25 protein-coding genes are annotated in these 26,496 nt (G+C 55.4%); 13 read left to right on the top strand and 12 right to left on the bottom strand.

Annotated elements, in window-relative coordinates:
- Positions 1–5: 5 nt before the first annotated feature.
- Both R0135_RS05585 and R0135_RS05580 read right to left on the bottom strand, forming a co-directional pair.
- Positions 6–3,197 (bottom strand): efflux RND transporter permease subunit, encoded by a 3,192-nt coding sequence (locus tag R0135_RS05585; protein ID WP_407349267.1) that lies wholly within the window; start codon positions 3,195–3,197, stop codon positions 6–8.
- The gene (locus R0135_RS05580) at positions 3,194–4,291 is read right to left on the bottom strand and encodes an efflux RND transporter periplasmic adaptor subunit (RefSeq protein WP_407349266.1); all 1,098 of its coding nucleotides are present in this window, start codon (positions 4,289–4,291) and stop codon (positions 3,194–3,196) included. The genes R0135_RS05585 and R0135_RS05580 overlap by 4 nt, the downstream gene beginning before the upstream one ends.
- Positions 4,292–4,498: 207 nt before the next feature.
- Here R0135_RS05580 and R0135_RS05575 point away from each other — a divergent pair, with 207 nt between their 5' ends.
- Positions 4,499–4,930: a TerB family tellurite resistance protein gene (locus R0135_RS05575; RefSeq protein WP_407349265.1), complete on the top strand. Its 432-nt coding sequence runs from the start codon at positions 4,499–4,501 to the stop codon at positions 4,928–4,930.
- A gap of 86 nt (positions 4,931–5,016) precedes the next feature.
- Here the strand turns inward: R0135_RS05575 and R0135_RS05570 are convergent, their stop codons facing one another.
- From R0135_RS05570 to R0135_RS05560, 3 genes are read right to left on the bottom strand one after another with little or no spacing between them, the layout of a single operon-like run.
- Complete coding sequence (locus R0135_RS05570; RefSeq protein WP_407349264.1) at positions 5,017–5,997, bottom strand: threonine dehydratase; 981 nt, start codon at positions 5,995–5,997, stop codon at positions 5,017–5,019.
- Positions 5,990–6,412: a DUF6691 family protein gene (locus R0135_RS05565; protein WP_407349263.1), complete on the bottom strand. Its 423-nt coding sequence runs from the start codon at positions 6,410–6,412 to the stop codon at positions 5,990–5,992. Before R0135_RS05565 ends, R0135_RS05570 begins: the two co-directional genes overlap by 8 nt.
- The gene (locus R0135_RS05560; RefSeq protein ID WP_407349262.1) at positions 6,409–6,834 is read right to left on the bottom strand and encodes a YeeE/YedE family protein; all 426 of its coding nucleotides are present in this window, start codon (positions 6,832–6,834) and stop codon (positions 6,409–6,411) included. The genes R0135_RS05565 and R0135_RS05560 overlap by 4 nt, the downstream gene beginning before the upstream one ends.
- A gap of 115 nt (positions 6,835–6,949) precedes the next feature.
- On the opposite strand from R0135_RS05560, the gene R0135_RS05555 reads away from it, so the two are divergent.
- From R0135_RS05555 to R0135_RS05540, 4 genes are read left to right on the top strand one after another with little or no spacing between them, the layout of a single operon-like run.
- Complete coding sequence (locus tag R0135_RS05555; RefSeq protein ID WP_407349261.1) at positions 6,950–8,224, top strand: TMEM143 family protein; 1,275 nt, start codon at positions 6,950–6,952, stop codon at positions 8,222–8,224.
- Between the two features lie 32 nt (positions 8,225–8,256).
- Complete coding sequence (locus R0135_RS05550; RefSeq protein WP_407349884.1) at positions 8,257–10,020, top strand: ABCB family ABC transporter ATP-binding protein/permease; 1,764 nt, start codon at positions 8,257–8,259, stop codon at positions 10,018–10,020.
- Between the two features lies 1 nt (position 10,021).
- Positions 10,022–10,267: a ferrous iron transport protein A gene (locus R0135_RS05545; protein WP_407349260.1), complete on the top strand. Its 246-nt coding sequence runs from the start codon at positions 10,022–10,024 to the stop codon at positions 10,265–10,267.
- On the top strand, positions 10,260–12,113 hold the full coding sequence (locus R0135_RS05540) for a ferrous iron transporter B (protein ID WP_407349259.1): 1,854 nt from the start codon (positions 10,260–10,262) through the stop codon (positions 12,111–12,113). Before R0135_RS05545 ends, R0135_RS05540 begins: the two co-directional genes overlap by 8 nt.
- A gap of 43 nt (positions 12,114–12,156) precedes the next feature.
- On the opposite strand, the gene R0135_RS05535 is transcribed toward R0135_RS05540, so the two are convergent.
- Positions 12,157–12,687 (bottom strand): gamma-glutamylcyclotransferase, encoded by a 531-nt coding sequence (locus R0135_RS05535; RefSeq protein WP_407349258.1) that lies wholly within the window; start codon positions 12,685–12,687, stop codon positions 12,157–12,159.
- A 110-nt stretch (positions 12,688–12,797) separates the two neighbouring features.
- On the opposite strand from R0135_RS05535, the gene R0135_RS05530 reads away from it, so the two are divergent.
- The 5 genes from R0135_RS05530 to R0135_RS05510 all read left to right on the top strand — a co-directional run bounded on the left by R0135_RS05530 (position 12,798) and on the right by R0135_RS05510 (position 16,750).
- A complete protein-coding gene (locus R0135_RS05530) occupies positions 12,798–13,538 on the top strand; it encodes an SDR family NAD(P)-dependent oxidoreductase (protein ID WP_407349257.1) in 741 nt (246 codons plus the stop codon).
- Positions 13,539–13,613: 75 nt separating this feature from the next.
- Positions 13,614–13,982 (top strand): hypothetical protein, encoded by a 369-nt coding sequence (locus R0135_RS05525; protein WP_407349256.1) that lies wholly within the window; start codon positions 13,614–13,616, stop codon positions 13,980–13,982.
- A complete protein-coding gene (locus tag R0135_RS05520; protein ID WP_407349255.1) occupies positions 13,972–14,568 on the top strand; it encodes a hypothetical protein in 597 nt (198 codons plus the stop codon). The genes R0135_RS05525 and R0135_RS05520 overlap by 11 nt, the downstream gene beginning before the upstream one ends.
- 62 nt (positions 14,569–14,630) lie before the next feature.
- Positions 14,631–16,283, top strand: coding sequence for an AMP-binding protein (locus R0135_RS05515; protein WP_407349254.1), 1,653 nt, complete (start codon positions 14,631–14,633; stop codon positions 16,281–16,283).
- A gap of 5 nt (positions 16,284–16,288) precedes the next feature.
- A complete protein-coding gene (locus tag R0135_RS05510; protein WP_407349253.1) occupies positions 16,289–16,750 on the top strand; it encodes a YaiI/YqxD family protein in 462 nt (153 codons plus the stop codon).
- 34 nt (positions 16,751–16,784) lie between these two features.
- Here R0135_RS05510 and folE read toward each other — a convergent pair whose 3' ends face one another.
- Positions 16,785–17,465, bottom strand: a complete 681-nt coding sequence (folE, locus tag R0135_RS05505) for a GTP cyclohydrolase I FolE (protein ID WP_407349252.1) — start codon at positions 17,463–17,465, stop codon at positions 16,785–16,787.
- Between the two features lie 140 nt (positions 17,466–17,605).
- On the opposite strand from folE, the gene R0135_RS05500 reads away from it, so the two are divergent.
- The 3 genes from R0135_RS05500 (at position 17,606) to R0135_RS05490 (ending at position 20,267) form a co-directional block, all read left to right on the top strand.
- Positions 17,606–18,631: a glyceraldehyde 3-phosphate dehydrogenase NAD-binding domain-containing protein gene (locus R0135_RS05500; RefSeq protein WP_407349251.1), complete on the top strand. Its 1,026-nt coding sequence runs from the start codon at positions 17,606–17,608 to the stop codon at positions 18,629–18,631.
- Positions 18,628–19,626 carry a type I glyceraldehyde-3-phosphate dehydrogenase gene (gap, locus tag R0135_RS05495; protein WP_407349250.1) on the top strand — a complete coding sequence of 333 codons (999 nt, stop codon included), beginning with the start codon at positions 18,628–18,630 and terminating at the stop codon, positions 19,624–19,626. Before R0135_RS05500 ends, gap begins: the two co-directional genes overlap by 4 nt.
- A gap of 71 nt (positions 19,627–19,697) precedes the next feature.
- On the top strand, positions 19,698–20,267 hold the full coding sequence (locus tag R0135_RS05490) for a YSC84-related protein (protein ID WP_407349249.1): 570 nt from the start codon (positions 19,698–19,700) through the stop codon (positions 20,265–20,267).
- 21 nt (positions 20,268–20,288) lie between these two features.
- Here R0135_RS05490 and R0135_RS05485 read toward each other — a convergent pair whose 3' ends face one another.
- From R0135_RS05485 to R0135_RS05465, 5 genes are read right to left on the bottom strand one after another with little or no spacing between them, the layout of a single operon-like run.
- Positions 20,289–20,951, bottom strand: a complete 663-nt coding sequence (locus R0135_RS05485; RefSeq protein ID WP_407349248.1) for a lactate utilization protein C — start codon at positions 20,949–20,951, stop codon at positions 20,289–20,291.
- Entirely contained in the window at positions 20,948–22,369 is a 1,422-nt protein-coding gene (locus tag R0135_RS05480) for a lactate utilization protein B (RefSeq protein WP_407349247.1), read from the bottom strand. The genes R0135_RS05485 and R0135_RS05480 overlap by 4 nt, the downstream gene beginning before the upstream one ends.
- On the bottom strand, positions 22,356–23,159 hold the full coding sequence (locus tag R0135_RS05475) for a (Fe-S)-binding protein (protein ID WP_407349246.1): 804 nt from the start codon (positions 23,157–23,159) through the stop codon (positions 22,356–22,358). The genes R0135_RS05480 and R0135_RS05475 overlap by 14 nt, the downstream gene beginning before the upstream one ends.
- A 58-nt stretch (positions 23,160–23,217) precedes the next feature.
- Complete coding sequence (locus R0135_RS05470) at positions 23,218–25,227, bottom strand: hypothetical protein (protein WP_407349245.1); 2,010 nt, start codon at positions 25,225–25,227, stop codon at positions 23,218–23,220.
- Between the two features lie 28 nt (positions 25,228–25,255).
- The gene (locus R0135_RS05465) at positions 25,256–26,485 is read right to left on the bottom strand and encodes a saccharopine dehydrogenase family protein (protein ID WP_407349244.1); all 1,230 of its coding nucleotides are present in this window, start codon (positions 26,483–26,485) and stop codon (positions 25,256–25,258) included.
- Positions 26,486–26,496 lie beyond the last annotated feature (11 nt).

The raw sequence follows: 26,496 nt of genomic DNA, 5'->3' as shown, positions 1-26,496 counted from the left end.
TTTACCTAGGTGGTGACAGGCTCATTGTTACCCGTCGCTGAATCTTGCCTGTTTTTGCGTGCTGCCCAGCGTTGACGGATGTCTGCAGGCAGCGCGAGGAGTGCCGGCGTGGCGATGAGTGTCAGGATCGTCGCGAAAGAAAGCCCAAACACAATCGCCTGAGATAGTGGTCCCCAGAAGGTGGCCATCTGTCCCCCGGCGGTGACGCTGCGATTGACGATGTCGATAGACAGGTCGCAAGCAAGCGGAAGTAATCCGAACACCGTTGTCACGGTGGTGAGCATCACCGGCCGCAAACGCTGCGCCGCTGCACGAACGATAGCATCCTGGACACTCAGTTCCGGGTTTTCGCTGCGCACAACATTGTAAGTATCGATGAGGACGATGTTGTTGTTCACGACAATGCCCGCGAGGGCAACGACCCCCACCCCGGTAAGTACCGCGCTAAAGGGATTGCCGGTAATTATCAGGCCCAGCAGAACCCCCGCAGTAGACATGATCACCGCAAGCAAAATGAGAGCGCTTTGGTAAAAGCTGTTGAACTGCGTTACCAACAGCACAAACATCAAAAGTAGTGACAGTAAAAACGCCACCTGCACGAACGCCATAGCATCAGTTTGCTCTTCGTTGGCCCCGCGGAATTCAATAGAGATCCTCGGGTCGAAGTTTTGGGTTTCGAGCCATTCCTTGATTTGCCCTACCACAGTGTCCGCCAAAACACCCTGAACAACATTTGCGCGCAGTCTTTCAACCGGAAAGGTGTCAATGCGTTTAAAGGTATCAACGCCGGGGGCGGGTTGTATGCGCACGAAGTTACTCAGTGGGATCTGGCCCTGTCGCGTACTGATGCGCAGGTCATCCATTGCCCGGATGCCGCGGTCCTGAATGGGGAATCGTGCGCGGATGTCCACGGCGTCATCTGCGCCATCGGGACGATATTCCGCGATCTTCACGCCATTGGTGACAAGCTGCAGAGCTACGCCTGCGGCTTGTACGTCGGCATCAAAAAGTGCGGCCTGAGCACGGTCCACCTGCATTCGCCATTCAATCGAGGGGAGGGCGCGAGTGTCGTCGATATCAATGAGTTCGGGCATGGTATCCAGGTGCTGCCGAATACGCAGCATCGCCGGTTCAAGCAGTTCTCGATGTCGGGAGCGTAGTTCTAGCTGAATAGGCTTGCCGACAGGCGGCCCCTGTTCCATGGCGGTCACTTCTACCTTGATGCCTGCGAAGTCCCGGGTACGCTCCCGGAGTTCGCGCACAACGGCAAAGCCATCACGATCGCGATCCCACTCCGGCACCAATTCCAGGAAGATACTGCCAATACGATCGTTAACAGCACCGCCTCCCCAGCCACCACCGTCAGAGCCGCTTCCGGGCAGGATGGTACGGGTATTCACTGATCGAATGTCCGGGACCTGCAATACCTGCTCCTCCACTTCCAGAACAAGGTCGTTCACCTCGCTTTCTGAAAAATTCCCCCGACCACTCACTGACAGACTAATGAACTGCGGATCCGAGTCATTAAAAAATACCATCCCGGACCCAAGCTTGCCGTAGCTCCAAAAGACGCAAAACAGCAGCGTGAAGATGGTTCCTACAGTGGTTAGGGGATGACCGGTAATCCAGGCCATCATTCGGGCATAAGCACCGGTAATGGTTGGTAACCGGGTTGGATCGCCGTGGTCTAGCTCTTCCATAGTGCTTTTTGCCGCAGCACTGTGGACTGTGGGCTTGCCAAAAATTGAGCCCAGAACCGGACCGAACAGCAGGGCGTAGATTAAAGACCCGGTGAGCACTGTGAACACGGTTACCGGAAGGTAGCGCATAAACTGACCGGATATCCCCGGCCAGAAGATGAGTGGAAGGAATGCCGCCAGTGTTGTCGCCGTAGATGCGGTCACCGGCCAGAACATACGTTTGACGGCCTCGGAGTACGCGTCCCGATGATCCATGCCTTCGCTCATCTTTCGATCGGCGTATTCGGTCACTACAATGGCGCCATCGATCAACATACCCAGCCCCAACAACATGCCGAACATGACCATGAAGTTAAAGGTGTAGCCCAGTTGGTAAATGATGATGATGGAAAACAGTAAGGAAAACGGGATACCGAGGCCCACAATGACGCCGCTACGAAAACCCATAGCCGCAACGACGATAACCATTACCAGTGCTAATGCGGTCATGATATTGCCCTGAAGCTCGGTTACCTGAACCTGGGCAAATTCCGCGGTATTCTGTGATGGCACCACATGAATGGTCGACGGTAATCCGGCGGTAGCCTCTGCTACAACCTTTAACACGGCCTCCGAGGTATCAATAACGTTGGCGTCCACACGTTTCTTGACCTCTACGGTCATGGTTTCAACGCCATTGAAGCGTGCATGACTGGCGCGATCTTTAAATGTTCGGCGGATGCTCGCCACATCTGAGAGTGTGACTACTGAGTCACCGCTCACCTGTACAGGCAAGTTCATAATATCGCTGGCAGACTCAACGATGGAAGGCACTTTTACCGAGAAGCGGCCGCTGCCGGTATCAACGCTCCCAGCAGGGATGAGGCGATTGTTGCGCTGAAGAATACTCACCAGCGACTCACTGGAAATCTCGTAAGCCTCCAGTGCCTGAGGGTTGATGATGACTTCCAGGACTTCTTCTCGGTCACCGCGAATTTCGGCGCTGAGCACCGACGGGATAGATTCGATGTCATCGCGAAGACTTAAAGCCGTTTCATAGATTTGTCGTTCGCTGGCTCCGCGGCTCAGCAGATTGATCTGGATTAACGGAAAGTCGTCCACATCCAGTTCCCGTACGATGGGTTCCTCAGCCGTCGATGGAATTTCAGATTTCCCCCGATCTACCGCTTCGCGCACGTCCATTAGCGCCGCATTGAGATCCACGCTGGGTTCAAATTCCACAAACATCGTGGCAGACCCTTCAGAGGCCGTTGCGCTGATTTCCTTAAGGCCCTCGATCTTGCGCAGTTCGATTTCCATGGGCTGGATGAGTAAGCGTTCGGAGTCTTCCGGGGAGATTCCTTCGTGGGGAATGCCAATGTAAAAGTACGGCAGTACAATGTGCGGATCATTGGCGATGGGTAGCATGGAGCGAGAGATGAGCCCCGCCAGCACCAGTACCCCCATCATCATGAGCGTGCTGCGAGACCGATTGATCGCTAGATCGATGTAGCTCATAGCAGGCTCGCAGTTGCTGGAGCGACGCTCGCATCCAGTGCTTCAACCTGCTGGCCAGCGGACACGAACTCCTGCCCTACGGTGATCAGGCTTACCACGCCCGGAAGACCTGTCACCCAGGCACCATCTACCGCATCCTCTACAATCGTGACCGGATGGAAAACCACGCGACTGCTTTTATCCACCGCCCGCAGGCCAATGATGCCGTCATCGTTCAACGTGAATAGCGCGGGTGAGACTCGATGTGCCAGTACCGTCTGGGTTTCTACGCTGGCAACCGTGGTGAGTCCCGCTCGAAGTCTGTAGTCGGGGTTAGGTACAGTGATCTCCACCGGATATGTGCGTGTTGTCGCATCTGACATGCTTCCAACAAAGGTAACTTCACCAATGAGCTTCTCATCAGTGCTGGTTCGCGCTGTTACCGAGCTGCCCAGGGCTATGTAGTTAATGTCGCGTTCAGACACATTCGCGGCAATCAGTAATGGGTCGAGATCAATGAGTGTCGCGCAGGGGGCTCCCACAGAGGCGAGGTCGCCCACATCCATGTGCAGTTCTTCGACGACGCCTTCAAAGGGCGCGACAATGCGAGTTCGTTCCAGATTTAGCTTGCGTCTGGCAAGTTCGGCGCGCGCTGTTTCGAGTTCCGAGGCCACCTGAGCTATGCGGATTTTGGACAGCAGATTGCGATCTTTGAGTTCCAGGGCGCCGGCATACTCTATTTCGGCTTTTGACAGTGCCGCATTCGCCTCTTCTACTGACACCTGCCGATCATTTACTGCAAGTTCACAAAGGAGTGTGCCTGCGGCAACGAGATCGCCTCGCTCTACCGGCCTGGTAATGACGCGGCCGGTCGTCTCGGCGCTCACTTTAGCCGTGCGCTTGCTGGCGGTTTTTCCCCGGAGCATGCGCGTTAGGGTGCGCTGTTCAGCATTAAATTGAGCAACCCGCACCCGAGGGAGGGTTTGCTCGGGTTCAGCCAATGCTGCAGTTTTGGCGTCTAGCGTGGGCTCAGGGGCCGGGGTGAAGATCCCCGAGGCTAACCACAAAAGCAGGCCTATGCCGATGAGCGTCGCTGTATACAGATTCTTTTTCATAGTGTCTTTCGCACGTGTAGCCCTTCATTATACCGTCTGCTGTGTCTGTCATAGGCTGGCAAGCTGAGTAATATTCACAGGCAAGATACGCAGCGTTGACAGTTTTGGCTTTGCCTAAAGTAGTATTGCCCCGTAGGCGGTGTTCTCGCTAGGCAAAAGTCAGTATGATCGTCCGTCGGCCACCTTCGGACAGGGAGATAGACAGCTATGGCACTGGTAGATTTCAACAAGGTAAGACAGCTTTTTGGCGATGCGCCGCAAAGCTCGGATTCGGATCTTTTTAGAGAGTTGTTCGTGCTGGTTCTATCTCGCGCGACCGATGCGGACGCTTATACCCATCCGGCGGAGATAGCCTCAGTTCAGTCAGTCATCAAAGAAGAGCTTGGTGAAGACCTTTCAGACGGCGAGGTGCGAACTGCGGCGCTGTCAAAGATTTATGAGTCCACACCTTTGCAGAAGTGCTTGTCGGGCGCAGCGCCCAAGCTGAGCATGGATCAGCGACGCGCGATCCTTCGTGGTCTGGTAGCTGTTATGCATGCAGACGACAATGTGTCTTCCCGGGAAGCTGAGTTTTTTAACATGGTGGTCTCGGCATTGGGTTTGTCTGCCGCTGATGCGGCAGGGCTTGTTGTTGCCTAAGGCCCATGGCTTGTCAGTGCTGTGCCCGGGAGTAGCTCGGGCATAGCATCGAAGTCTTTTTAGTGTGACTGTGTAAGCGAAGCGCCTCAAGCCTGAGGTGTTCGACCCTCTAAAACCTCCTGGAACACCTCGGTGTCGACGTTGCCGCCGCATAGAATGACGGCAATTCGTTGTCCTTTGTTAGCTTCCTGTTCTTGAATCGCGGCCGCTAAGGGCGCTGCGCCCGCGCCTTCACTGACGTTGTGGGTACAGCGAAAGTACATGCGCATGGCATTAGCCACTTCATCGTCGCTCACCGCAAGCACGCGTCGAGCGCCAGTTCGGTAGATTTTAAGAGCTTCTGGTACGACGGAGCGAACAGCCACTCCATCGGCAAAGGTACGGGCTGAGGCGGTACTTTCGGGCTTGCCGCTGAAAAACGCCTGCTGTGCGGCAGTAGCCTCTGTGGACACGACGCCGATTACCTCAGTCTCCAGCCCCAGGGCATCTCGCGCGGCAATGACGCCACAGATTCCAGATCCGCAGCCAATGGGCACGTAGACCCGTTTTATGTCTGACACGGCGGTAAAGAGCTCCAAAGCGTAGCTCGCCACACCTGACACCAGTGCGGTATGAAACGGTGGCACCAAAAACAAGTCCTCCTGAGCAGCTTGGCGTGATGCCTCCTCACGGGCCTCATCAAAGTCCCTCCCGTGCTCCAGGAGCGTGGCCCCAAAGCTGCGCATGGCGTCGTTTTTCTCGCGGGCGTTACCGTGGGGTACGACAATTGTGGCCGTAAGGCCGGCGGCAGCGGCGGCGCGGGCCTGACTTTGCCCATGGTTTCCGCGCGTTGCCGTAGCAATGCCTCGACATTCTGGATGCGCCCGTTTCAGCCACTCCATGAAGGTAATTCCTCCGCGAACTTTAAAAGCTCCCGTGGGCGTATGGTTCTCGTGTTTTACCCAGATGTCAGCGCCCAGCTCCTCACGTAACAAGGGCCAGGCGAATTGGGCCGTGGCGGGCATCTGTTGATAAACAAGCCCCACGGCGGCTTTTAACGCGGTGAGTGAAAAAGCGGGTTCAGACATGGCTAAAATGGGCTTCCAGGCGTGAAGAGATCCACATGCCCAGAATCATAGCGAGCAAAAAGACGTAGGTGTCGGTGTTACCGTAAAACAAGGCAGCAACCGCCGGTCCCGGACAAAAACCATACACCCCCCAACCTATGCCAAAGAGTGCGGCACCCCCAAGCAGCTTTGCATCCACTTGACGGGTGATGGGCAAATAGAAGCTGGGAGCAAACAGCGGCTTAGCTTGGCGACGAACTAGCCAGAAGCCAAGCAGCGTGACGGTCACCGCGGCGCCCATCACGAGTACCAAAGCCGGCTGCCAGTCGCCAAAGATATCCAGAAATCCCAACACTTTGTCCCGGTCGGTCATTCCCGAAAGCGCCAGACCAAAGCCAAATATAATTCCGCTGAGAAGTCCTGCAAGAGGTTTCATAGCTGAGATCCCAGTACATGGCGCAGAAGGAAGACGGTTGCGATACCACTGACCATAAACGTCATTGTTGCGACCGCAGAGCGGCCAGAGTTGAGGCCAATTCCACAGACACCGTGACCGCTGGTGCAACCGTTACCCATCTTTGTGCCCAAACCCACCAAAAGCCCGCCAATCAGCGCCCAGGATGTGGGTAGGTTTTGAGGTGAGGGTATCGCCACTCCCAGGAATTGGTGTGCCAGAGCCGCGCCAGCGACTAAACCGATGAGAAACAACCAGCGCCATAGATGGGTTGCCTGCTCCGTGAGTGCTCCCCAGAGAATGCCGCTGACGCCAGCTACTCTTCCGGCAAGGGAGAGTAAAATGACGGCTGCTGCCCCTATTAAGAGGCCACCGCTTATGGCCATCCAAAGTTCCGCGCTCATGTTGCTGTATCTGTCCAGGTCAAATTGGGGCGTTATCTTGATCGCGAGTCGGTGGAATGACAAGCTGTCCTGACAATGTTTCGTTAACCATCGTAATCCCTGAAGGAGTGTTCAGTTGGCTGCAGGTTCAGCACAGGAAAGCGAGAGCGAGGGTTTCAATGCTGAGCGCCCCGCGGATGACTCTTCGGTAACGCCTCTTTCGGGTTTTCGTTTCATACCCTTTCGGCGCAGCGACTTGTTGCAGATGTTGCGATCCGAGGCGCGATTGGGTGCCCTGCAAGAGCGTGCCTTTGAGGATTCGGTTCTTACTATCGGTGAGACCTTCAGGAATGACTTTCATGACAGTCGCCAGGCCCTTAAAGACTGCTATGCCGTTCTTGATCCTGACGCCGATACCCGGCAGTTTCCTGACGGTGCTTCAAGTCAGGACGCCGCGGTAGAGGAACTCAAAGACCGCCTGGCTGTTTTATTGAACCGAGGCAACTACGAGGCCCTGACTGAGGCACAGTTAAAGAAGGCTTTTCGCAGCAAGTCCTTGTTCCAGATACGTTTGCGCGTGGATTTGAAGGACTTTGACGATCTAATGCTCTTTTGTAGAGGAAGTAGCGAGCGTACCGAGACGGTCACACTATTCTTTGGCTTGATTAAGCGGCAGGTACGTTTCCTGAATTATGACCGTGTAGTCTTGTTTTTGAGATTTGCCGATCGAGGCGTCAAGACGGACAAGGACTTCTCGCCGGGAAGAGTGATGATCAAGTTGTTTCAGAACGTGCCTGATGCCGATCTGGAAATGCTCTTTCCCAACACCCGGGTGGCTATGCGTTGGACAGATCGGCTCCTCATTGGTGTGCCGGCTCTGGCCAGTGGGGCGATTGTTGCGACTACAAAGCTTGCCGCGCCGTTGGTTCTCCTGGGTACCCTGGGAGGTTTCTGGCTGGGACTGCACAGCGAGCCGGTAACGCTGGATAAGCGCGGCTTGGTGGTCCTTGGTGCGGGTATGGCTGCGCTTGGAGCCTATCTATGGAAGCAGTGGTCGAGTTATCGCAACCGCAAGGAACGCTTCCGTCAGACTCTGACCAGAGACCTTTACTTCAAGTTGCTGGATAACAACGCCGGTGTTTTGCTGCGGGTGCTGGATGACGCAGAGGATTCAGAGTGCAAGGAGGCCTTCGTGGCGCTGTATTTTCTTTTGGCAGAGGCCAGGCCACTGTCGGCCCAAAAATTGGATGAGCTTATCGAAGACTGGTTTGCAAAGCGTTGGCATGCGCGCCTGGACTTCGAAATCGAAGATGCCTTGCAAAAACTTGAACACATCGGCTTGGCGCAGAAACACGATGGTCTGTGGAGTGTGCCGTCTACGGCAGCTACTTCTGCCGCCGTTCCCTCGTGAAGAGTTTTGACACTGCGGGGAGCACCCAAGCCCTGAAGCCGGGTTTGCTCGGAGCCATCTACCGCCGGCTTGCGCCGATTCTCAGGGAGAATCGACAGCGTGTGCTGCTTGCCCTGCTGTGTCTGATTGCGGCCAAGGGCGGTCTGCTATTGATTCCGTTTTTGCTTAAAGCGCTCGTGGATGGCCTGGATGCAGGGGCCGAAGCCACGCCGCTCATGTTTCTGTTGTTACTGGTACTCGCCTACGGCGCGGCACGTTTGGCAAATACACTTTTTGGTGAACTGCGCGATACGCTTTTTGGTCGTGTCACGGAACGTGCCATGCGTCGCATTGGCTTACAGGTCTTCAGGCATGTCCACAGTCTTGATCTGGATTTTCATCTTAACCGGCGCACAGGGGGTTTGGCCCGCGATATCGAGCGTGGTACTACCGGCATCAGCTTCTTGCTGCGATTTTTCATTTTTAACATTGCGCCGACGCTCTTCGAGATCGCCATGGTGGCGGGCATATTGTTGTTCAGTTACGGCTGGCACTATGCGGTGATTGTTCTCGCTTCGGTGGTGCTTTACGGGCTGTATTCCTTTCGCGCAACCGCCTGGCGTACCCGCTTTGTTCGAGAGGTAAATGAGGCAGACTCCAGCAGTAACACTCGTGCCGTGGACAGTTTGCTGAACTACGAAACAGTAAAGTACTTCACCAACGAGGAGTTCGAGGCGCAGCGTTACGATGAGTCTTTAGCGACCTGGGAGACGGCCCGGCGCAAGAATCGCCTGTCGTTGTTTGCCCTTAATGGCGGACAGGCGCTGATTATTGCGGTGTCACAGACATGTATGCTGGGACTGGCAGCATGGCAGGTACAGGGCGGCGTCCTCAGCCTTGGCGACTTCGTTCTGATCAATCAGTTTATGCTGCAGTTGTTCATGCCTCTGGGTTTTCTCGGCTTTGTGTACCGCGAGATAAAAAGTTCTTTGGCAAACATCGAACGATTGTTTGAGTTGTTGGACAAGCACCCAAAAGTAGCAGATAAATCGCAGGCCAGTGAGTTGGTTATCAAGGATGCCGCGCTGGAGTTTCGAGGTGTCGACTTTGCCTACGAAGACACCCGCGCGATCCTCAGTGGTGTTAGCTTTTCTATCGGCGGGGGAGAAAAGGTCGCGGTTGTCGGAGCCAGTGGTGGCGGAAAGTCCACCCTGGTGAAGTTGCTGTTTCGTTTTTATGATCCTCAAGCCGGACAGGTGTTAATTGACGGTCAGGATCTGCGGGATTTAACGCAGGAGTCGCTCCGGCGTCAGATAGCCATCGTTCCGCAAGACTGTGTCTTGTTTAACGACAGTCTGAGAGAAAACATCCGCTACGGAAATCCCGACGCGGATGAGGCGGCTCTGCAAAAAGCGATTCAGACCGCGCATCTGGAGCATTTCGTCGAACGTTTGCCCGAAGGCCTTGATACGGTAGTGGGGGAGCGAGGTCTGAAGCTCTCCGGAGGCGAGCGGCAGCGGGTCGGTATTGCTCGAGCAGCTATCAAGGATGCGCCGATATTGGTGTTTGATGAGGCTACTTCCAGTCTGGATAGCCGTTCAGAGCAGGCTGTGTTGGATGCGTTTTCTGCTATGGCTATGCAGCACACCACCCTGGTAATCGCCCACAGGCTCTCTACCATCGTCGATGCGGACAGAATTTTGGTTTTACAGGATGGAAATGTGGTGGAGCAGGGGAAACACCATGACCTGCTTCATGAGAACGGGTATTATTCGCAACTCTGGCAAGCGCAGCAGCGCCGTAGCGAACAGGATTAGTGTGACCGTATCTCTTTGGACATTGACGCGAGGTCAATGTGGCGCGATTGATGGCTTTGATAAAGCACTTCAGGATGAATACCGAATCCGGTTAATGGAGTTGGGTTTTCATCCCGGGGAGCAGGTGAGTTGCCTGCAAGCGCCGGCCCTGGGCGCGCCTAAGGTATATCGAGTCGCAAATACGGTATTTTCACTGGACGACAAAATAGCCACCTACGTCCGCGTCAGGCCGCAAAGCAATGACTGAAGCCGCGCAGCGATCCCCGCACAACGCACTACTCATTGGCAGCCCTAACTGCGGAAAAACTCTGCTGTTCAATCGCCTCACAGGCCTGCAGCACCGGGTGGCTAATTTCCCGGGTATTACCGTGGAGATTGCCAGCGGCAAATTATCCGGACACCCCGGCGTCACTCTCTACGATTATCCGGGCACTTATTCGCTGCAGGCTATTTCGGGCGAGGAGCGCGTTGCCGTTGAGCAGTTTGAGTCTGCCCTTGGCGACCCCGAGCTAGGGCTCGTAATGTGTGTAATTGATGTCACGCGCCTCGAAAAAAGTTTGTATTTTGCACTGCAAGTGATTCGCGAATGTGGCCGGGCGGGCAAGCCGGTACTCGTCTTGGCCAATATGATTGACGTACTGGAAAACCACAAAATCAGTATAGATCTTGAGGCCCTGAGTCGTGATATGGGGGCCATGGTGATCGGCATCTCTGCACGTACCGGCCAGGGATTGGACAAGCTTGACGAGGTAATCAGTCAGCAGCTCCTGCATCCGCAAGCGCCAGCCAATAATCACGAACCGGATATTTTGCTTCGCGGCAACGCTCACCAGTTAGCCAGGAATTATGGTCCCAAGGGCGATGTCCTGCTACGTACGCAAAACCGCATGGACGCTTTTTTCCTGCATACGGGTTTTGGTGGTATCGCATTTTTTGCGATTATGTATTTACTGTTTCAATCGATTTTCACCTGGTCGGCGCCGGCTATGGATGCGGTGGAAGCAGGTCTGGCCGGGCTGTCAGATCTGGTGGTGCCCATGCTGGCACCGAGGTTGGTGCAGGACTTTGCAGCAGATGCCTTGTTCTCTGGCATCGGTGCGTTCTTGGTGTTTGTGCCACAGATTTTTGTGCTTACCTTCGTGATCGGCCTTCTGGAGGATTCTGGCTACATGGCGCGAGCGGCGCTCATATGCCATCGTCCCCTGAGGTTTTTTGGGCTTACGGGTAAGAGCTTTATTCCGATGCTATCGGGCGTTGCCTGTGCGATTCCCGGAATTTACGCAGCGCGCTCTATCGATTCACCCCGACGACGTTTTTTGACTTATCTGGCGATCCCTTTGATGCCGTGTTCCGCCCGGCTTCCCGTGTACACCTTGCTGATTGCGGCGTTTATCCCAAGCACCACCGCTCTCGGTGGACTGGTGGGCTATCAGGGGCTAGCGATGTTTTTGGTGTACCTCTTTGGGATGGTCTGTGGTCTTCTGGTGACGGCGATGGTTTCTCGGTTTAGTACCCAGCAGGAGCCGGATCTGCCCTTTGTTCTTGAGATGCCTGCATACCGCCTGCCAACCTTGGTGCCGCTGCTGCGTAAATCCTGGCGGCGTTGCAAGCTGTTTATCACTAAGGCGGGTGGCATCATTGTCACTGTGACTGTTGTGATCTGGGTGCTCGGGTACTTTCCCAACTATGGAGCTGATCTGGGCGCCTCCTGGTTAGGTCAGATCGGTCGTCTGGTAGAACCTGTGTTCGCGCCCCTGGGTTTGGATTGGCGCTATGGCGTGGCAGTCATGAGCTCGTTTCTTGCCCGAGAAGTGTTTGTCGGGACGCTCGGAGTGATGTTCGGTATAGAGGGGGCAGAAGAAAACATGGTGCCTCTGGTCGCTCAGATTCAAAACAGCGATTTGGGGCTTGCTTCGGGCGTAGCACTTCTGGTGTTTTTTGCTGTCGCGCTGATGTGCGTATCGACCATGGCAGTCTTGAGTAAAGAGGCGGGTTCCAATCGCCTGGCGATACGCATGTTTTTTGTATATAGCAGTATGGCTTACCTTTTTGCCCTCATTGCCTATCAGCTTGTTACTTTCCTGGGCGGTTGATCGGCAAGAGAATCTTTGTATGGGCCGAGATGCCTTTGCGGCCTCAGGGGTTTTGGCCAAGCGCGATTAAATGCTGCTCCAGACTAACTACATGCTCATCATGCTCGCCAATCTCTCGAAGCGCGCTGGCGAGCGAGAGTAGATAATCTGCATTGCTGCCACTGGGTCCGTGACTCGCGGCGATGTGCTTCGCTAGTTCCCGATCCGGAGCGTCTCCCAAAAAAGCCGGATTGTCGGCTGCCGCAATGTAAAAGGTGCCGGTCACGGTTTCTTTTCGCTGTTCCAAATACAGCTCTGTGCGATGCCGTTCGTAGCCGTTTTTCTCTCTGTGATCTAAATGCGCAAACACGGATTCGTCGACGAGAAATGCCACCCCTCGACAGAGTGCTTCGGCGTCCGGTACAAGAGTTACCACTCGCCCGGGGGATTCCGGCGTGCCCCGGTGATCGACAGAGCCTTGCCAGAAGCGTCGTGACCAGCCGCGCAAAGATGCTAGATCGCGATCCAGATAGGGGAAGTCGACTTTGTAGATCAACGACCCGTAGCCAAATATCCAGTGTTGTTTCTTTGACATTGTGTTTCCACGAGAAGTGAAGGGTAACTGTAGCCCATCAGGATGTTACATCTGCTCATGGCTCAAGTGCGTAATCTCTTTGAATCTATTTATCGGTGGGGAAATTTTTTGTGAGTGAGGCTGGGGGAGCAATACAGGGGCTTGTGGTAGGGGCCGGCGGCGGAATCGGCAGCGCAATCGCGCAGCGCTGGAGTACGGATTCGCGCTTCGACACTGTTTGGGCGGTGAGTCGGGAAGTGAGCGTTGATCCTGCATCACCGGCGCCTCTTCGTCATCTGGCTACGGATCACTCTGAAGGCCAGATCGCGGAGCTGGCCCAGACGATTATGCGAGAAAGTCCACGCTTATCGCGGGTGGTGATCGCCTTGGGCACGCTTCACGGGCCGGATTACGCGCCGGAAAAATCACTGGATGCACTGCAACTTGCATCCATGCAGGAGGTGCACCGCATCAATTGCATATTACCCATGCTGTGGATTTCAGCTTTGGTGGCCGGGCTGCGTAAAAGCCCGGACTGTCGTATTGCGGTATTGAGCGCTCGCGTGGGAAGCATCGGCGACAATCGACTGGGTGGGTGGTACAGCTACCGTAGTGCCAAGGCTGCGCTGAATATGGGTCTTAGGTGCGCGTCCATAGAGCTTGCCCGCCGGGCCAAAGGTGTAAAGCTCATCTCCTTTCACCCGGGCACGGTAGATACCGCGTTGTCAGCGCCTTTTCAGAGAGGCGTACCCGAGGGTAAGTTGTTTGACCCGGATTTTGTTGCCCGGCGGCTGGAGGGACTGTTGGACGCGCACAGCGCGGATGGCGAATTGTCGTATCTGGACTGGGCCGGGGAACCCATTCCCTGGTAGCAATATCCGAGTTCCATGCTCAGGTATTCTGGGCTATTATCCGCAGCTCCGCTTCGATCATCTGGAATCCATTCAATGCTTTGTTCATGTTTTCGTTCGCTTATCGTGCTGGCGGTTCTGCTGCTGACTGCCTGTGCTCAGTATGACTCTGAACGGGGCGTGGAGGTCAATTGGGATAAGGCGACCCTCGACAGTTTTCAAGAGGGGGTGACCACGCGTTCCCAAGTGATGGCTGAGCTTGGTCCTCCTTCGCAACTGGTGAGCCTGGGTGATGAAAGCGTGCTGTATTACCTGAACGAGTCATCGCAGGGTCAGGGACTGATTTTGCTGCTGTACAACCGTTTTGATATGAGTGCACGCTATGACAGGGCAGTGTTCATATTTGATGAGGACGACCTTCTTTCTGATTATTCCGGGTGGGTAGTTCCTGCTGATGAGGATTAGCGTTGTTATTGCCCTGCTGAGCCTTGCTTTGCTGCAAGGTGGCTGTACGCAGTGGTACTACGAAATGGGTGAGGCGCTTCCCGAAAGCTTTGAGCAGGATGCTCAGGGTAAAACCTTGGCCAATGTCCTGGCGGAGCTTGGGCCTCCTCTGCGTTTTGCGACCAGCGAAGACCAGCTATTAATGGCCTGGGAAGCTTGGGAAGTTCGCAGGTCGGCGCTGGGCCTTAGCCTGGGTTGGGCCGGGGCTGATTTTCTTAATTTCGACTGGGGTAGTGCCGAAATCGAAGGCGATTATCTTATTGTGACTTTTGACGCTGATGGACGAGTAAGTGCAGCACAGCGCGTGCACCGTGAGGAAAGCCTGGGCGGTGGCGCCGCGATCCAGCCCTTTTATAGTTTTGTATCGGTAGTGGATGTACAGGATCTTTTGCAGCCTCTGCCACAGCACGGATGGGGCGCTAGCCAATTACTGACTCTTCCCCAGGTACTCAACAACCCACAGAGCCCCGGCATGGGCGACACGGGCATAGAGCAACGTGGCACTCCGCTGGGTGCAGGCGCTCGAACCCTGGAATGGTTGGAGTAGTTTTTTAGTATGATTTGCAAACCTGTTATTGAATAACTATTGATTGTGGAGATAAAAAGATAATGGACTTCCAAACCCTGCCTGAATTCCTCGACCACTGGGCTGACACCCGAGGCGACAAAATCTGGATGCGTGATCTTCGCGAGGAGGGCAGCGTTGACTTCACTTGGTCTGAAGCGCGACGACAGATCAATGCTGTTGGCGCAGCGCTTGAGGCTCGCTTTGGTCACGGCCAGAACATGATCATGCTTTCGCGCAATCGCCCCCATTGGTTTATGGGCGACCTCGCTATCATTCGCTCTGGGAACGTTACGGTGAGTATGTTTACAACACTCCCCGCTGCGACAGCGCAATATATTGCCGAATTCACCGAAGCCAAGGTGATTTTTGTGGGTGAAAGTCCTAACTGGGAAGCGGTGCGTCCCGTGCTGCCGGCCGACATCACCATCGTAGCTCTACCGGGTGTAGAGATAGAGGGTGAGCACCTCACCTGGGATCAGCTGCTTGCCGAGGGCGAAGGCAAAGACATCAGCTACCAGTGCGCTCCTGATGACATGATGTCCCTGGTGTTCACCTCAGGCACCACGGGTCTACCCAAGGGTGTGATCCAGACCCATGAAAGCAATGTGATTCCTATCCGACGATTTATCGCGGCCTTTGGTCTGCGCGATCAGCCGCGCTATTTTTCTTACCTGCCACTGTCGCATATTGCCGAGCGGCAGATCGTTGAGTATTCGTCATTATTTTCCTGTGGTGAGGTGAACTTTAACGAGTCTTTGGAGCATATCCTGCGGGACTTACAGAGAACTCGCCCCCACATGTTTTTTGGTCCCCCGAGGATCTGGGAGCAGTTCCAGCAGGCCGTCATCAGCAAGTTTGGCGGGCAGGAAGCCCTTGAGGCTGCGCTAAAGGAAGACGCCGAAGGCATTGGAAAACTGGTGCTTGATACCCTGGGTCTTGGTGAGGTGGAGTTCTGCCTGGCGGCGGCCGCACCGACCCCTCCACCGCTAATCGCATGGTGGGAATCGCTGGGGCTCCAACTGATGGAGGGCTTTGGGCAGACTGAGGCGATGGGTCTTATTGTGAGCGGCCCAGACTCCAGAAGAATTGGCTCCATCGGCAAGCCCGTGGGCGAAGTTGAGTACAAAATCACCGAGGAGGGTGAGCTTGCGGTGCGTGCTGATGGTTGTACGCCGGGTTACTACAAGCAGCCAGACAAAACCGCGGAACTGATCCGTGAAGGTGGATGGTTGCACACCGGCGATAAGGCCCGGGTCGATGAGGACGGCTTTATCTATATTACGGGCCGAGTTAAGGACTACTTCAAAACGATTCAGGGCAAGTTTGTTGCGCCTCCTCCCATCGAAGGCATGTTTGCAAATAATCCGTTTATTGAGCAGCAATGTCTCATCGGGCGAGGTTTTTCCAAGACAGTGATGATCGCGGTGCTCACGGAAGCGGCGCGTAATGAAAGCAAAGAAGCCGTAGAAGCGTCCATTCGTGAGAGCGTGGCGGCGATTAACGATGAGATAGAAAAACACGCGCGCATCGGTGCCGTGATCGTCAGCTTGGAGCCCTGGAGCATTGAGAATGAAGTGCTCACGCCGACGCTCAAAATTCGTCGGGATAAGATCGAAGAGCGTTTTGGTGAGCTTGGTGAGGCACTGGCTCGTCAGGCTGCAGAACAGCGAGAGATGCTGATTCGCTGGGTCTGAATACGGTGACAGAAAAAGCCGGGCAAGTGTGGGTTGATGCCGATGCCTGCCCGGTACCTATCAAACAGATTCTTTTTCGTGCTGCGACCCGTTCACAGTGCCAGGTCACGTTGTTGGCGAACCACGCCATGACAGTGCCTCCATCCCCTTTTTTGGCGTTCGTGCAGGTACCTTCGGGCTTCGATGTCGCGGATAGTGAGATTCTCAAGCGTCTTGATGTTAGTGATCTTGTGATCACCCAGGATATTCCGCTTGCTGCGGAGGTGGTGGAGAGGGGGGCCTTGGCGATCAGTCCCCGAGGGGAGCGCTACACGGCCGAAAATGCCAAGGCGCGGCTAGCAGTGCGGGACTTTATGACAGAGTTACGTGATAGTGGCGTCAATACAGGGGGTCCCGCACCATTAGATAACAGTGATAAACAGCGTTTTGCCAACGCGCTGGATAGCTGGTTGGCAAAACGCTCCTGAGCGGCCCTGCTTGGGGGACTTACTCTATGGAGGCTTAGCGCAAAAACTCGCTTCGAGTGGCTGCATCTGTCTTGAACACACCACCCAGGGCGGTGGTTCGAGTGGATGAATTACTGTCCATTACGCCGCGGGACTTCACACAGTAGTGCACGGCGTTAATGGTGATCGCCACATTGTCGGTCTCCAGCAGCGTCTGCAGGGCAACCAGTACCTGTTGCGTCAGGCGCTCCTGAACCTGAGGTCGCTGCGCAAAGAAGCGCACAATGCGGTTTATCTTTGACAGTCCGATGATCTTGTCGCCGGGTATATAAGCCACGCGAGCGGTGCCATCGATGGTCACAAAGTGGTGCTCGCAGGTGCTAACAAGATCGATGTCATCAACAAGAACCATCTCTTCGACCTGCATTTTGTTCTCGATGACCGATATTTTTGGAAACTGACTGTAGTCCAGTCCGCTAAAAATCTCGTCGACGTACATTTTTGCAATGCGATGGGGCGTCTCCTGCAGGCTGTCATCGCGAAGATCAAGCCCCAAAGTTTCGGTGATCTCCCGGAAGCTGTCGCGAATTCGTTCATATTTCTGCTGCCGAGTCAGACCGTTGTCCACCAGCGGCGTTTCCAGCCCGCGTTCGAGCAATGCCTGTCGCACGCTACGTGCCTCGGGGCTCATATTTTCAGCAAATTCAAGGGTTTGAGTCGCGACTGCTTGGTTCATAGACGTTCTCCTTTGTAGTACTTTTTACGCCGGTAATCTGCTCCCGGATTGCTCTGATTCACACTACTTTGACTCTGCCAGAGGCGGGTGCAACACTCAGACACATAAATGCTGATTTTACGGTCCAGGAGGACTTTGAGATGGACGGAAGCAAACCCATACGTCTAGGGATCATGGGCTTTGGTCAGACCGGGAGGCAGATCTATGAACTTGCCTGTGCGTCGTCCGACATCGCAGTGCTTGCCGTGGCAGATGTTGGCCGGCCAGACATTCTGCATTATCTGCTGCAGTCCGAGGCGAAGGATCCCGGTCAATTTCGCTTGGAGGGGAATTTTCTTACCACGGATCGCCAGCGCACGCGGCTTATGTCCATCGATACGCCCGGTGAAATGCCCTGGGATATTTTCGATATTGATATGGTGATCGACGCCACCGGAATTTATGGCTCTGAGCTTGATATGCGATCCCACCTTGACGGCGGAGCACCGCGTGTACTCATTCGCACTCTGCCCGATGACAATATCGATCGCATTGTCATTCCAGAGATTAATGGCGGTTCGGCAGACGTTAGGGATCGAATGATTTCTGCGGGGTCACCGACTACGACGGCCCTGTGCCTACTCCTTCATATACTCTCAGAACACTTTGTTATTGAGTGCGGCAGTATGACCACTGTGCATGCCTACACCTCGGATCAAGCGCTCCAGGACTATGCAGGCAGTGACTATCGCCGGAGTCGTTCTGCACCAAAGAACATTATTCCCAATGGTCATGATGCCGGTCGATGGCTGGGGCATGTTCTCCCAAGCTTTGCGGGCAAGATACACACCTCGACATTAAATGTACCGGTACAGGAGGGCTGCCTGCTCGACACGACACTGGTTCTCGACTCTACCGCTGTGACGGCGGATGAAATCAACGAGGTCATGCGCACCGGAGCGAAGCAGTTCCCCAGCAGTGTTTCCGTGGTAGAGGACCCCATTGTTTCGTCCGACGTTTTGGGTAGTGACTACTCTCTACTGTTTGATGCCAAGGGCACGCTGAAGGCCGGAGACCACTTTATAAAGACGCTCGGTTGGTACGAAACCCGCGGGCATGCTGCGCGTCTGCTGGATGTTGTGAGACTCTACGCCGACCTTGATCGTAAGCTGGAGGCCGAGTCATGAGAATCGCTATCAATGGATTTGGACGAATTGGGCGCTCGGTGTTTCGCATACTTGAAGAGCGTGACGATATCGAGGTTGTGGCGGTCAATGACCTGTTTGACCATGACGCGCTTCGCTACTTGTTAAAATACGATACGGTCATGGGGCCTTTTCCCCATGATTTGTCCCTGGACGACGATCATCTGGTAACACCCAAGGGTCGTGTCAGGATGCTGAGCGAGCGAGATCCCTCCGCATTGCCCTGGGCAGAACTTGGTGTCGATGCGGTGGTTGAGTCCACGGGCGTTTTTCGTTCTCGGGAGCAATTGCAAATGCACATCGATGCGGGTGCTCCGCGGGTTGTGCTCACGGTGCCAGCTAAAGATGACATTGACTATACGGTAGTACTTGGGGTGAATGAACAAGGCCTTAATGAGTCACACCGCATAGTGTCCAATGCCAGCTGCACGACTAATTGCCTGGCGCCCATGGCACGGGTTTTACACGAAGAGTTTGGAATTCTTGAAGGCGTGATTAACACAGTGCATGCCTACACGAATGATCAGCGCCTGGCGGATGTACCGCACTCTGATTGGCGACGTAGTCGCGCAGCGGCAGAGAATATTATTCCCACTTCTACCGGAGCGGCTAAAGCGGTGGGGGTTGTGCTTCCGGATTTGCAGGGTCGTCTCCACGGTATCGCATCGCGTGTTCCCGTGCCCGATGGCTCTGTCGTTGATTTGTTTGTGAAACTATCGCGCACTGTGTCAGTCGAAGAAGTAGATCGCGCTGTGCGCACAGCTGCGGAATCGCCGCGCATGGAAGGGATTTTGCAGTACAGTGATCGGCCTCTGGTATCCACCGATGTTATTGGTAACAGTCATTCATCGATCTATGACAGCGGGTTTACGGCAGTGACCGGAGGTCGTTATCTACGGGTGCTGAACTGGTATGACAATGAGTGGGGTTACAGCTGCCGGGTGTGCGACGTGCTTGCAACGATGAGTGACTGGTAAACTTACGATCAAATGACCTGCGCCGACTGACGATTTTGTTGTTCTGCGCCTAATTGAGGATTTTTTGCATCATGTCTAAACGTTTATTGGGTCTTGCGGCCCTATTATGTCTGTTGGTTAGCCCTCTGACGCTTGCCGGGGAGTACGATGATGCGCTTCAGTCGTTCCGCGCTGCCAAGCAAACCGGGCCATTTTTTGACAATGCCTACGGCTATGTTGTGTTTCCTACCATTGGTAAAGGCGGTTTTGGTATCGGAGGTTCTCATGGCTCGGGACGTGTCTACGCCAAGGGCATGTATGTGGGTGACACCACAATGACTCAGCTCACCGTTGGATTACAGATGGGTGCGCAGGCGTTTAGTCAGATGATTTTTCTGGAGGACGAGCGGGCCTTCAAGAGCTTTACTTCAGGTAATTTTGAGTTCAGCGCTCAGGCTACGGCGGTAGCGATTACCGCTGGTGTTTCCGCCGAAGCGAATACCGGAGGCGGCACAGCGACCAGTGCCAGTGGCGGACGCAACGATGCCAACGTATCAAACAGCGGTTATAGAAAAGGACTCGCCATTTTTACCATTGCCCGCGGAGGCTTGATGTACGAAGCGTCAGTAGGTGGACAGAAGTTCACCTATAAGCCTTTGTGATGAAACTGGCGGCCATTGGTTTTACCTGGGTGCGGTTCCCACAATAATCACATGCAGTGCCCGGGGCCCGTGAGCGCCGAGCACTAATTGCATGGAGATGTCCGCGGTGCTGGACGGACCGGATATCATGATCATTCCCCGGGAACGCGAGTCGGGATCTTTAAGCCCCGGTTGTTCCCAGATGTCTTCGAGTTTTGCGCGTATATCGCAGCGATCAACCAGTATCAGATGGTCTTCGACTAACAAGTTGTTGAGTGCCGGGTTGTTGCGATTCAGTAACAGCGCGAGTGAGCCCGTTTCTGCGATTGCACATTGCGCGTAGCTTACCGATACGGAGTCTCCCGCCTGGGCAACATCAAATCTTGGCAGCAGGCCGCCGTCGCGCCAGGGCAGGGCCGCAAGACGGGGGTCATGCCCGGTCACTATTCGTCGCTGTCCATGTTTGTGCGCAATAAACTGCGAAATCTCAAGTACCGCCTCGCTGCGTGTTTCGACGGCCGCGGTACTCGCACCATTGCGCTGTAGATTTTTCTGTAAGGCCTCACAGAGATTGGATTCGGGCAACACCGCTCCTTGCACACTCTTGAGTGCCGCGAGCTCGGTCACTATCTGCTGGGGAGAGCTGCGCCGCGATGCCCCGCGAATTCGTGCAAAAATTTCTCGTTCTGAGTCGCTGGCACTCATTCTTGAAGAGATTCCTGGTGCAATTTTTGAAATGTCTTACCCGCAGGTGTCGGAAGGTCTCTAGCCTTGAGCCAACCCCCGGCAAAGGGCAGTCGGCGAATCACGCCGTTCCGACGGCCGATTCTATGCATGAGGCCAGCGCTTATGTTGGTCACGCTCTGATACAGCCTCGGATGCAGCGCAAGCCAGGTATGCAGTTGCATGCCCCAGCGCCAACGCTTGGCGGTGACCCTCTGTTCGAATTTGTCTCGACGTAGATCACGCAGCAGATCTGGCAGTGGAATTGCTGCGGGACAGACTTCTTCACAGCGTCCGCAGGCCGTGCAGGCATCGGGTAGATGAGCGCTCTCTTCAAGTGAAGTCAGCAGCGGAGTGAGTACCGAGCCCATGGGCCCCGGATAAACCCAGCCATAGGCGTGACCTCCAGCGTTCATGTAGACGGGGCAGTGATTCAAACAGGCACCACAGCGGATGCATTGGAGCATCTCGGAATAATCGCTCGCTAGAATTTCACTCCGATGGTTGTCCAGAAGTACAAAGTGCGTTTCCAGGGGGCCGTCCACGTCGGTGGGACGACGTGGTCCTGCGTAAAAACTGGTGTAGCAGCTGACAGCCTGTCCCGTGGTCGACCTCACCAGCAAGCGCAACATCGCCATGGCGTCGCTTGCCCGGGGCAGAACGCGATCGACGCTGGTACAGACGATCAGTACCCGTGGCAGATTGGCGCAGAGGTCTCCGTTGCCCTCGTTGGTTACCAGCATGGAGTAGCCGTTTTCTGCGATAAGTGCGTTGCTACCGATAATTCCCACATCCGCTGCGAGAAAATCTTCGCGGAGCACCTTTCGTGCCTCGGCGACCATCTCTGGCGCATCGCTGAGATCCCGGTCGCCGAGGTCGTGGCGCTCCAGAAACAACTCGCGAATCTCTTCCTTGGACTTGTGCAGTGCGGGGCCGACAATATGGCTGGGAGTCTCACCGGCCTCTTGAATGATGTACTCGCCGAGGTCAGTCTCTCTTACGGAGAAACCTGCGCCCTCCAGTGCTGCGTTGAGACCGGTCTCTTCGGTGATCATGGACTTGCCCTTGGCGATCCGCTGGGCTTCAGTGCGTGCGCAAATGTCTATGACAATGTCATTGAGTTCGCTGCCATTGCGCGCAAAATGCACGGAGCTGCCGTTCTCTCGAGCGGCGCTGGCGAATGATTCCAGGTAATGTGCAAGGTGTTCCAGCGCATGCTGCCGGATAGCCTGAACCTCGGTTCGCAAGGCATCGAAGTCTTTGCTGCCACCGAAGTCCACGATTGCTTGCTCGCGAAGCTTAGGCATGAGCTGGCCCAGCGCCTTGCGCGTGCCGGTGCTTGTGGGATCGGCAATTGCTCTATCCGCTGCTTGCAGAAAGTCGCGGCTATGCTGCTCCATCAGGAGCCTCGTTCTTGGCGATGGGAGGCGTTGTGCTGTCGCCAATAAGGACTTCAGCAATGTGCCGAAATTGAATGTCCTTGTTTGTTCGGCTTGCTCTGCCTGCAAGGGCCAGGAGGCAACCCAAGTCACCCCCAATGAGCGTTTCTGCCCCGGTGTCCTGAGCATCCTGGATTTTTTGATCCGCCATGGCGCCCGAGATTGCGGGCATTTTTGCACAAAACGTACCGCCAAAGCCGCAGCAGACCTCGGCTTGAGCAAGCTCCTGTACTTTGATTCCGGCTCTAGCCAGCAGTGAGCGGGGCTGCGCCTTGATGCCAAGTTCTCTCAGGCCGGCACAGCTGTCGTGGTAAGCCACCGCTTTAGCAGACAGCTGCTTCGCTGGTTGGTAGCTGCAAATATCGACTAAAAACGTGGTGAGTTCATACACACGATCGGCAAAGCTGTTTGCGCGTTCGAGCCAATGGCCTTCAAGAATTTTTGGGTAGTGTTCTTTAAGCATGCCCGCACAGGAACCGGAGGGTAATACGACGTAGTCAAAGTGCTCAAAATTCTCGATAAGTTGTTGTGCGATGCGTGCGGCGCCAGAGAAATCACCATTGTTATAAGCCGGTTGTCCGCAGCATGTTTGCTGCGCAGGGACTGTCACTTCGCAGCCAGCACGCTGCAGTAATTCCAGGCTGGCCTGCGCTACGGACGGCCGCATAAGATCGGCCAGACAGGTTACATAAAGCGCGACCTGCTTGGGTTTCGACGGTGCGGGTTCTGGCTTGTCTTGTGAGGTATCCAAGGGTTCGCGAGGTGTCGATGCTGCTCAATGATGATCGGCAGTATAACGCGCAATTTCCTCAGCCGATGATAACTAACAGACTGACCGTCAGGAGTAGCCCGGCGGTTATCGCCAGGGCAGCATTCATCCAGGGGTGGCGTGATAGCCACAGCGCGCCGAGGATTTCGACTCGGCTGCTGCTATGGGCCGGCGCGTAGAGTGCCTTGTTAAGACTTGCGACCTCCAGGTTGGGGAGTACCGGAATTGAGACGGGTAACACGAGACCGGAAGCGATGAGTATCGCGGCGTTGCCACGGAGAACTGAACGCTTACCGTAGAAGTAGCGGCCGTCGTAATCAACGCAGATAAAATGTTTCTCCAGTAGTCCCAGATGGCCGCCGCTGCCTCGACGTAATTCGCTCCAGGCGTAAAGACTGGCAATCAGCAGCGGAAGCGAGGCCAGGGCCTGCTGCCATCCCCCCAGGCTGCCAAGCAATGCCAGGATAAATATGGACGTAAGTAAAAGCGCGATGCCAAGCTGGTTTACCGAGCGGTCCCTGTGAGCGGAGCCTGGTAGCCAGTGAATCCCTCCGGGAAGCGGGTCGAGAAGAACGCTGCGCTCTTGTGGTATGGCGCTCAGAGCGCGGTAGCTCGCGAGATACAATAGTGCTGTGGCGATACAAAAAAGAACCAGAATCAGTGGCAGTCCGATACCTAGCTGACGCATCAAGCTTCGTTGCTGCGCCAACTTGATCCAGTTCTCTCGCTCCTGAAGTATGAGTGATGACTCGAAGGGTGCCTCGAGCCTTCCGTCGCTCGCCACTCGCTGAATCACAGCCTGCTTTGGGTCTGCAATAAGTAGCTTGTCGCGCCAGCTGATGAAGTAAGGGGTGGAGAGTTCCCGGGGTAGGGCGATGCCTCGGGGATTGCCCCATTGCTGATTCAGTTGGAAGAGTCCCGGCGCTGCGTCACTGCCCGCCATGAGAGCCCAGTAGCTTTCATCCCCCGGTGAAACATCGCGCAGGCGATCCTGCCCCGCCGCAATGGCCGCAGCTGGCATCACCAGAAGCGCATCCAGTTGCTGGCCAAAGTTCTGCTGGTCCGGACGGTAAACGCCCAGCATAGGACCGTCCCCTGCAGGTATCAGTAGCAAGCCATCAATGGACAGAATTCGAGCCTTTCCCCAGGGCTGTTGCACAGTGGCAGTGGCTTCTATCTCGCCAGCACTATTGCTGCGCCACAATTGTCCCCCCTCACCGAGTAAGAAGATGCTGTCACCCAGTAAGGAGCCAGCTATGGCGGTCACGGGACTGCCCAGGACTTCTGGGCTGAAGGGGTAGCAACGAAGTTCCTCGAGATTGCAGCGCTGAAGTCTTAGCCCGCCCTCGGCTATCGCGGCGTTTAATAAAAGGTCTCCATTATTCATTGTCCAAAGCGGAGGGTAGAGTCGATCAAAGCCGAGATCGCCGGCGCCTATGCGAGCCCGGGGCAGTCCGGATCGCTCATGTATTAAAAGTGCTCCCTCCAGCAGCAGTACTAACTGCTTGTCTGGCAGGCTCGTGCCGGCCAGGGGCCCCAGAGGTTCCCGTCCTGCGGGTGCAGCTGGAAATCGAAGCATTACTGCAATGACGAGAACGCATAGTGCAAGCGCCGCGCCGGCGGCGATAAAGCTGCGTATTTGTGAGGTCTCGCGAAGCTGAGCAGGGTTTTGCGACGCAAACGCGGGTCGCAATGCAAACAGGTTTGGAGCTTGACCCCGGGGCTTGGTGCTTTGCTTTGGCCCAGGGGGCTTGGCTGGAGAAGGCTGTGCAGGCGGCGTTGAAGCGGTGGCAACTTTGGGCGGGTCTGCCGGCGTGAGTTCACAGATCAGACCAACACTGCGTAATTGCCGATACAGTCGCTGGGCATCGGTTCGAGTGATGTTGCGGCGCAGCGGCACGGGTTTGCCGCTAAAAAATACCGCGACACCGGATATGTCGCGAAGCCCAAAGAAGGCTGCCAAGGTCCGCTTTGCGCGCTCGATGTCGGTGCCCGGGAGTAACTGACCCGAGAAAATAAGATTGAAGCGCTGCTGATCGTTATCGGTCAATGCTGCGTTCCAGCTGCATCGCAGCTCATTATTCGGCGGAGATCAGGCTGAACTGAAGTCCTGCGTTTTGTTCCAGTCGAGGTATGAGCGCGGGGGCCAAAGCCGATGCAGGGGTCCAGATACCACCAGCGACCGTCGCCGGGTCTTTTGCCAGAGAGACAGCCGCTTCTCCAAGCATGCGTGAGGTCGAACCATAGCCCGGATCGCGATCTCCACTGACACGAGCGCGGAGGGACTTTTTGGAGTCCTCGGGGTGTTCGGCATGGAAGAATAGCTCGAAGAAGCCTTTTTCCCGAGCATCGCGATCCGGCCCTTCGCCCGGTTTGGGTAGCCAGCGAGCCATCGCATTACGTCCCAGAGTGTTGCTTGCGATGAGCATTGCTGCCCCCATACCCAGACTGATTGCCAGCGCCTGCGCGCGACTGCTGCACAGTTGGCTTTCATCGTAGTTAAAGCCCCGCCCCCAGGGGAAATCCAGCAAGGCATTGCTGCGCCTTACCACGCGCTCATTAATCAGCGCCATCACGAAGGGTGTGGTCCATTGTTCAAAACAGGGGTCGAAGACGGGTGTGTATTGGTCCTTTACCAGCGGTCCCGGTTCTTCGTGCTCGGGATACAGGCAGTATTTGTCCCGCAGCAAATTGCGGAGCGCCGGATCACGCCCGGCCTCTTCCATTACCCCAAGCAGACTGGCCACGGTTCCGCCGCTGGCCGCGCCCCGAGTCTTGCCCACTCGCCCGCGAACTCGCGAGGCTGTAACGCCGTGTTGCTCTTGCATGGCTTGTTGCACAAACCAATTGCCAAGGTCAGACGGGACTGAATCAAACCCGCAGCAGTGCACAATGCGTGCACCGGACTCCTGTGCGGTGCCTTGATGTAAGCCAATCATTCGGGCGATCCAGGGCACTTCGCCGGTGAGGTCGCAGTAATCAGTTCCCTGTGCTGCGCAGGCTGCGACTAATTCACTACCGTGTTGGGCGTAAGGCCCCACGGTGCTGCAAACCACCCGTGTACTGGCTGCAAGTTCGGTCAGCGCGTTGAGATCGCCGCTGTCCGCGGTGATCAGCGTCAGCGGGTGTTTGGGTCTAACGCCCTGTAAGGTTTGACGCACCGATTCGAGCTTGGCCAGGTTTCGGCCTGCCAGTGCCCAGCGTAATTCGCCGTCGCTGCCGTAGCGCTCAAGCAGATACTCGGCCACTAATTGGCCGGTAAAGCCTGTGGCCCCAAACAGCACAATGTCGAAGCTGCGCTCTGTCATTGTAGTTTCCT

Origin of the sequence: Congregibacter variabilis, assembly GCF_045689235.1 — a bacterium.
In the GTDB taxonomy this organism is placed as follows: Bacteria; Pseudomonadota; Gammaproteobacteria; order Pseudomonadales; family Halieaceae; genus Congregibacter; species Congregibacter variabilis.
The sequence above is the reverse complement of the archived record's forward strand: the minus strand, read 5'-3'. Positions and strand labels throughout refer to the sequence as shown.

What these genes read in the sequence shown, in the direction of transcription:
- gap (WP_407349250.1), top strand. Translation starts at nt 18,628, where the DNA reads ATGAGAATCGCTATCAATGGATTTGGACGAATTGGGCGCTCGGTGTTT.
- R0135_RS05560 (WP_407349262.1), bottom strand. Translation starts at nt 6,834, where the DNA reads ATGAGCGCGGAACTTTGGATGGCCATAAGCGGTGGCCTCTTAATAGGG.
- R0135_RS05465 (WP_407349244.1), bottom strand. Translation starts at nt 26,485, where the DNA reads ATGACAGAGCGCAGCTTCGACATTGTGCTGTTTGGGGCCACAGGCTTT.
- R0135_RS05490 (WP_407349249.1), top strand. Translation starts at nt 19,698, where the DNA reads ATGTCTAAACGTTTATTGGGTCTTGCGGCCCTATTATGTCTGTTGGTT.
- R0135_RS05500 (WP_407349251.1), top strand. Translation starts at nt 17,606, where the DNA reads ATGGACGGAAGCAAACCCATACGTCTAGGGATCATGGGCTTTGGTCAG.
- R0135_RS05575 (WP_407349265.1), top strand. Translation starts at nt 4,499, where the DNA reads ATGGCACTGGTAGATTTCAACAAGGTAAGACAGCTTTTTGGCGATGCG.
- R0135_RS05520 (WP_407349255.1), top strand. Translation starts at nt 13,972, where the DNA reads ATGAGGATTAGCGTTGTTATTGCCCTGCTGAGCCTTGCTTTGCTGCAA.
- R0135_RS05565 (WP_407349263.1), bottom strand. Translation starts at nt 6,412, where the DNA reads ATGAAACCTCTTGCAGGACTTCTCAGCGGAATTATATTTGGCTTTGGT.
- R0135_RS05540 (WP_407349259.1), top strand. Translation starts at nt 10,260, where the DNA reads ATGACTGAAGCCGCGCAGCGATCCCCGCACAACGCACTACTCATTGGC.
- R0135_RS05585 (WP_407349267.1), bottom strand. Translation starts at nt 3,197, where the DNA reads ATGAGCTACATCGATCTAGCGATCAATCGGTCTCGCAGCACGCTCATG.
- folE (WP_407349252.1), bottom strand. Translation starts at nt 17,465, where the DNA reads ATGAACCAAGCAGTCGCGACTCAAACCCTTGAATTTGCTGAAAATATG.
- R0135_RS05485 (WP_407349248.1), bottom strand. Translation starts at nt 20,951, where the DNA reads ATGAGTGCCAGCGACTCAGAACGAGAAATTTTTGCACGAATTCGCGGG.
- R0135_RS05525 (WP_407349256.1), top strand. Translation starts at nt 13,614, where the DNA reads ATGCTTTGTTCATGTTTTCGTTCGCTTATCGTGCTGGCGGTTCTGCTG.
- R0135_RS05515 (WP_407349254.1), top strand. Translation starts at nt 14,631, where the DNA reads ATGGACTTCCAAACCCTGCCTGAATTCCTCGACCACTGGGCTGACACC.
- R0135_RS05535 (WP_407349258.1), bottom strand. Translation starts at nt 12,687, where the DNA reads ATGTCAAAGAAACAACACTGGATATTTGGCTACGGGTCGTTGATCTAC.
- R0135_RS05480 (WP_407349247.1), bottom strand. Translation starts at nt 22,369, where the DNA reads ATGGAGCAGCATAGCCGCGACTTTCTGCAAGCAGCGGATAGAGCAATT.
- R0135_RS05580 (WP_407349266.1), bottom strand. Translation starts at nt 4,291, where the DNA reads ATGAAAAAGAATCTGTATACAGCGACGCTCATCGGCATAGGCCTGCTT.
- R0135_RS05570 (WP_407349264.1), bottom strand. Translation starts at nt 5,997, where the DNA reads ATGTCTGAACCCGCTTTTTCACTCACCGCGTTAAAAGCCGCCGTGGGG.